Annotated in this window: 6 protein-coding genes; all 6 read left to right on the top strand. The window is 70.0% G+C overall.

What is annotated here, in order from left to right:
* A partial coding sequence (locus ACIPIA_RS09250) for a TerB family tellurite resistance protein (RefSeq protein WP_400508789.1) occupies window positions 1–720 on the top strand: 720 nt, incomplete at its 5' end.
* A gap of 10 nt (window positions 721–730) precedes the next feature.
* Complete coding sequence (locus ACIPIA_RS09245) at window positions 731–1537, top strand: N-acetylmuramoyl-L-alanine amidase (protein WP_400508787.1); 807 nt, start codon at window positions 731–733, stop codon at window positions 1535–1537.
* Between the two features lie 107 nt (window positions 1538–1644).
* Window positions 1645–3306, top strand: coding sequence for an efflux RND transporter periplasmic adaptor subunit (locus ACIPIA_RS09240; RefSeq protein WP_400508785.1), 1662 nt, complete (start codon window positions 1645–1647; stop codon window positions 3304–3306).
* A gap of 10 nt (window positions 3307–3316) precedes the next feature.
* Window positions 3317–4066 (top strand): ABC transporter ATP-binding protein, encoded by a 750-nt coding sequence (locus tag ACIPIA_RS09235; protein WP_400508783.1) that lies wholly within the window; start codon window positions 3317–3319, stop codon window positions 4064–4066.
* Window positions 4063–5295 (top strand): ABC transporter permease, encoded by a 1233-nt coding sequence (locus tag ACIPIA_RS09230; protein ID WP_400508781.1) that lies wholly within the window; start codon window positions 4063–4065, stop codon window positions 5293–5295. The genes ACIPIA_RS09235 and ACIPIA_RS09230 overlap by 4 nt, the downstream gene beginning before the upstream one ends.
* 86 nt (window positions 5296–5381) lie before the next feature.
* On the top strand, window positions 5382–5812 hold a 431-nt coding region (locus ACIPIA_RS09225), incomplete at its 3' end, for a PAS domain S-box protein (protein WP_400508779.1).

The raw sequence follows: 5812 nt of genomic DNA, 5'->3' as shown, positions 1-5812 counted from the left end.
GGCGGCGGGCTCGGGCTCGTGCTCGGCGGCCCCCTCGGCGCCCTGCTCGGCGCGGTTGCGGGCCATGTGCTTGTCGATCGCGAGGGCGCGCCCTTCGGCCCGGCCCCGCGCGAGCTCGTCTTCACGACCGGCCTGGTCGCCCTCGCCGCCAAGATGGCGCGCTCGGACGGCGTGGTGACCTGCGACGAGGTCACCGCCTTCCGGCGTATCGTCGAGGTCCCGCCGGAGCAGCAGCAGCGCATCGAGCATCTATTCGACCTCGCCAAGCAGACCAGCGCCGGCTTCGAGGCCTATGCCGGGCAGATCGCCGGCGCCTTCAGGGACGAGCCCGCTCTTCTGGAGGACGTCCTCGACGGGCTCTTCCTGATCGCCGCCGCCGATGGCGCCATCCACGAGGCCGAGCACGCCTATCTGCGCGCGGTCGCCGGCATCTTCGGCATCGCCGACAAGGATTTCGCGCGGATCGAGGCGCGCCACGCCCGCCGCGCCGACGATCCCTATCTCGTCCTCGGCGCCAGTCGCGAGATGGACGATGCCGAGCTCAAGCGCCATTACCGCCGGCTCGTTTCGGAAACCCATCCCGATCGCGAGATCGCCCGCGGCCTGCCCGAGGAAGCGGTCGCGATCGCGACCAGGCGCCTCTCGGCGATCAATGCCGCCTGGGAGACGATCCGCAAGGAGCGTGGCATGAGCCGCAACCTGACGCCCGAACCCGCCTGAGCCCGCCCGCATGACCGACACCGCCAGAAAGCCGGAAGCAGCGGCCCCCGACAGCCGCTTCGCCGCCAAGGTCTTCCCGTCGCCGAACCATGGCGAGCGCAAGCATGCGGACGGGACGCCGGGTCGCCGGCCGGACATGCTGATCCTGCACTACACCGGCATGCCGGTCGCCGGCGAGGCGCTGCAATGGCTCTGCAACCCCGTCTCGCAGGTGTCCTCTCATTATTTCGTCTTCGAGAACGGGCACACGCTCCAGCTCGTGCCGGAAGGGCGTCGTGCCTGGCATGCCGGCGCCTCGCACTGGGCCGGAGAGACCGACATCAATTCCTGCTCGATCGGCATCGAGATCGCCAATCCCGGCCATCCGGGCGGCCTGCCCGACTATCCCGAGGAGCAGATCGCGGCGACGCTGAACCTCTGCCGCGACATCTGCGAGCGCTGGTCGATACCGCCCGAGCGCGTACTCGCCCATTCCGACATCGCGCCCGGCCGCAAGATCGACCCCGGCGAGAAATTCCCGTGGCGGCGCTTCGCCGAAGCCGGCGTCGGGCTCTGGGCCGAACCGGCGGCGATCCGGGGCGGCCGGTTCTTTGCCCGCGGCGAGAGCGGCCAGCCGGTCGAGGCGCTGCAGGCGATGTTCGCCATGCTCGGCTACGGCGTCGCGGTCGACGGCGTCTTCGATGCAAAGCTGGAAGCGGTCGTGGCGGCCTTCCAGCGTCACTGGCGTCCGGACAAGGTCGACGGCGTCGCCGATTCATCGACGATCACGACATTGCGGGATCTGGTTGCGGCGACTCAAGGTTCGCGCACCGCCTGAGCGGTGGCTAACCCAAAGATTGCAGGAAGTTAACTCGCCGGGCGCCCCGCTTTCTGGCAAACTCCGTGCCGACTGCGCCGATGTGCAGGCGGGATGGGGACGCGACCTTGCGTAAATGGCTGATTGGAACAGGGCTCGCCATGCTCGTCGCGGCCGGCGGCTACTGGGCCTTGCGCCCGGCCGGCGGCGCGGCCAACGAACCCGCCTACCGGCTGGCGGCGATCGACCGCGGCAACATCACCGCAGCCGTGCGCGCCACAGGCACGCTCACCCCGGTCACCACCGTCCTCGTCGGCTCGCAGCTCTCCGGCCAGATCGTCGAGATCCTCGTCGACTACAATTCGCAGGTGAAGGCCGGGCAGATCGTCGCCCGCCTCAACAGCGACCAGATCAAGACGCGGCGCGACGCCGCGCAATCCGACCTCGAACAGGCCCGGGCCGATCTCATCGTCAAGCGCGCCCAGCTCGATCGTGCCCGCACCGCCCGCACCAAGGCCGATTCGGTCATCCGCGACATCGAGGCGCAGCGCGACCGCACCACCGCGCAACTCGCCGACGCCAAGCGCACTTTCGAGCGCCAGGACCAGCTCTTCAACCGTAGCACCGGCTCGCAGCAGAACCTCGACACCGCCCGCACCCAGGTCGAGATCCAGACCGCGACGCTCGCCTCGAACGAGGCGCAGCTCACCTCGGCCAAGGCGGAGCTCAAGGGGCTCGATGCCGACATCCAGCTCGCCGAAGGCCAGGTCCAGTCGGGTATCGCCCTGATCGGCAGCCGCGAGGCCAAGCTCAGGGACATCCTGATCGATCTCGAGCGCACCGATATCCGCTCGCCGGTCGACGGCGTCGTGGTCCAGCGCCAGGTCGATCTCGGCCAGACCGTCGCCGCCTCGCTCTCGGCGCCGACCCTGTTCCAGATCGCGCAGGATCTGCGCGTCATCGACATCTACGCCAATATCGACGAGGCCGATGTCGGCCGGCTGAAGCCCGGCCAGCCAGTGTCCTTCACCGTCAACGCCTACCCGAACCGCACCTTCCAGGGCCGGGTCGAGATGGTGCGCCTCGGTGCCCAGACCATCCAGAACGTCGTGACCTACACCGGCATCGTACGCGTCCAGAACCGCGACATGGCCCTGCTGCCGGGCATGACCGCCAATCTGCAGGTCGTCACCGAGGATCGCGAGGATGCGCTGCGGGTGCCCAACGCCGCCCTGCGCTTCCGGCCGGTCGGCGCGACGCCTGCTCCCTCCGCCGCCGGCGCAGGCGGCCCCGCCGCGGAGGGTACTGGCGGGGAGCGCGGCCCGCGCGCCGCTGGCGCGCTGCGCGAGCGGATCGAGACCGAGCTGCAGCCGACTCCGGAACAGAAGCAGGCGATCGCCGAAATCCTCAGGGAACGTCGCGGCACGCGCGAGGCGATGGCCGGGCTCTCGCCCGAGGAGCGCCGCGCCGCCTTCCGCGCCGCGCGCAACGAACTCATCGCCAGGATCGGCGCCGCCCTCGATCCGGAACGCCGCGCCAAATTCGAGGCGATCATGCAGGAAGGCCGAACGACGCCGCGCCAGGGCGTTCCGGGCCGGGTCTATGTGCTCGACGAGACCGGGCAGCCCAGGCCGGTGCCGATCATGCTGGGCCCGACCGACGGCGCCTTCACCGAACTCATGGGCGGCGAAGTCAAGGAGGGCACGCAGGTGGTGACCGGCGGAGGCCCGCGCGCCACGGCGGCACCGGAACCGGTCGCCAACCGCCCGCGCGGACCCCGGCTGTTCTGAGGGCGCCGCAATGCCCCTGATCGAAACCCGCCACCTGACCCGAGTCTACGATCTCGATTCCGGCCGCGTCACGGCGCTAGACAAGGTCTCGCTTGCGATCGAGGCCGGGGATCTTGTCGCGGTGATGGGCCCGTCCGGCTCCGGCAAATCGACCTTCATGAACCTGATCGGCTGCCTCGACCGGCCGAGCGCCGGCCATTACGTGCTCGACGGCGTCGCGGTGGAGACGCTGACCAGCGACGGCCTCGCCGAGCTGCGCAACCGCAAGCTCGGCTTCGTCTTCCAGCAGTTCAACCTGCTGCCCCGCATCGACGCCTGCGCCAATGTCGAGCTGCCGATGGTCTATGCCGGCGTCGCGCGGGCCGAGCGGAGGCGGCGTGCGCTTGCGGCGCTGGCGCGCGTCGGCCTGGCCGAGCGCGCGCATCATCGCCCGATGCAGCTGTCCGGCGGCCAGCAGCAGCGCGTCGCCATCGCGCGGGCACTGGTCAACGAGCCGCGCCTCCTGCTGGCGGACGAGCCGACCGGCGCGCTCGACAGCCGCACGGCGCTCGAGATCCTCGCCCTCTTCCAGGACCTGAACAGCGAGGGCGTCACCGTCGTCCTCGTCACGCATGACGCCGAGGTCGCCCGCCATGCCCGCCGGCTGATCCGCTTCCGCGACGGCCACCTGCTGAGCGACATCAGGCAGGAGCCGGCGGATGCGCGCGCCGCGCTGGCGGCGCTCGATGCCGGCGCCGCCCTGCCGGAGGCCGCGGCATGAGCCTCGTCGAAGCCATCCGCTCGGCCCTCTCCGCCATCGGCGCCAATGCGCTGCGCTCGGCGCTGACCATGCTCGGCATCATCATCGGCGTCGCCGCCGTCATCGCCATGGTGGCGATCGGCTCCGGTGCGCGCGAGCGCGTCACCGGCCAGATCAAGTCGCTCGGCGCCAATCTCGCGATCATCCAGTCCGGCAACGTCACGCAGGGCGGCGTCAGGCTCGGCGCCGGCGCCTCCTCGACCCTGACCGACGAGGATGCAGGCGCAATCCTCAAGGAGGTCGAGGACGCCACCGCCGCGGCCCCGGTCATCGTCACCCGCGCCCAGGCGGTCTATGCCGGCACCAACTGGTCGACGCAGATCACCGCCACCAATCTCGACTTCTTCGCCGCCCGCGAATGGGAGCTCGCCGACGGCCGGCTGTTCGAGCCGGAGGAGCTGCGCAAGGGCGAGATCGTCGCCGTGATCGGCCAGACGGTCGCGCGCAACCTCTTCGGCGAGGAAAACCCGCTCGACCAGCAGTTCCGCATTCGCAACGTGCCCTTCAAGGTCATCGGCGTGATGGCGCCGAAGGGCCAGTCGGCGCTCGGGCAGGATCAGGACGACGTCATCTTCGTGCCGCTCGACACCGGCCGGCGCCGCATCGTCGGCCGCAACTACGCCCGCGATCGCTCGGTGCAGAGCATCATGGTGAAGTTCGCCAACGAAGAGGCGATCAATCCCGGCATCGCCGAGGTCACCGCGCTGCTGCGCCAGCGCCACCGGCTGATGGAGGATCAGGAGGACGATTTCATCGTCCGCAACCTGACCGAGATCGCCAACACCGCCACCGCCGCCGCCACGACGCTCTCATGGCTGCTCGCGGCTGTCGCCGCCGTTTCGCTGCTCGTCGGCGGCATCGGCATCATGAACATCATGCTGGTCTCGGTGACCGAGCGCACCCGCGAGATCGGCCTGCGCCTTGCGGTCGGCGCCCGTCAGAGCGCCGTGCTGACCCAGTTCCTGATCGAGGCGACGACGCTGGCGACCATCGGCGGCGCGGCCGGCGTCGCGCTCGGCATCGCCGCGGCGCTGACCATCGCCCATGTCGCGGGTTGGCCCTCGGTGATCTCGATCCAGACGATCCTGATCGCGGTCGGCGTTTCCGGGCTGATCGGCGTCTTCTTCGGCTTCTATCCGGCCCGGCGTGCCGCCCGGCTCGATCCGATCGAGGCGCTGCGGCGCGAGTGAATAAGCGGCATCCTCGGGCGAAACGCAAAGGTCCCTTAACGGACGCGACCTAGGCTTGACCTACCGGCAGGCAAAGGAGGGGCGCCTTGAACAGCCAGCAGCTCATCGCGGCAACGCAGCCCCTCTACGACCGCGCCGTCGCTGGCGCCGCCCTCGGCGCCTGGGAGTGCAATCTCTCCAACGAGTCGCTGAGCTGGACGGACGGCGTCTACGACCTCTTCGGCCTGAAGCGCGGCTCCGCCATCTACCGGAGCGCGACCCTCGACCTCTATGAGGAGCGCTCGCGCCGCGAGATGAACCAGCTGCGCAGCCGGGCGATCAGCACCGGACAGGGATTTGCGCTGGACTGCCGGATCAGGGCTGCGACGGGCGAGAAGCGCTGGATGCGCCTCCTTGTCGGCGTCGGCCATCAGCATGGCCGGCCGCTGCGCATCTTCGGTTCCAAGCAGGATGTCACCGCCGAGAAGGGACTCTGGGCCGAGCTCGCCGGCCTGTCGCGAAGCGAGCCCGTCACAGG

It is taken from the genome of Allobosea sp. CER48, from assembly GCF_044752385.1.
Classification (GTDB): Bacteria; Pseudomonadota; Alphaproteobacteria; order Rhizobiales; family Beijerinckiaceae; genus Allobosea.
The sequence above is the reverse complement of the archived record's forward strand: the minus strand, read 5'-3'. Positions and strand labels throughout refer to the sequence as shown.

Excerpts from the sequence above, each read along its gene's own strand:
- ACIPIA_RS09245 (WP_400508787.1), top strand. The coding sequence starts at position 731 with ATGACCGACACCGCCAGAAAGCCGGAAGCAGCGGCCCCCGACAGCCGC.
- ACIPIA_RS09235 (WP_400508783.1), top strand. The coding sequence starts at position 3,317 with ATGCCCCTGATCGAAACCCGCCACCTGACCCGAGTCTACGATCTCGAT.
- ACIPIA_RS09230 (WP_400508781.1), top strand. The coding sequence starts at position 4,063 with ATGAGCCTCGTCGAAGCCATCCGCTCGGCCCTCTCCGCCATCGGCGCC.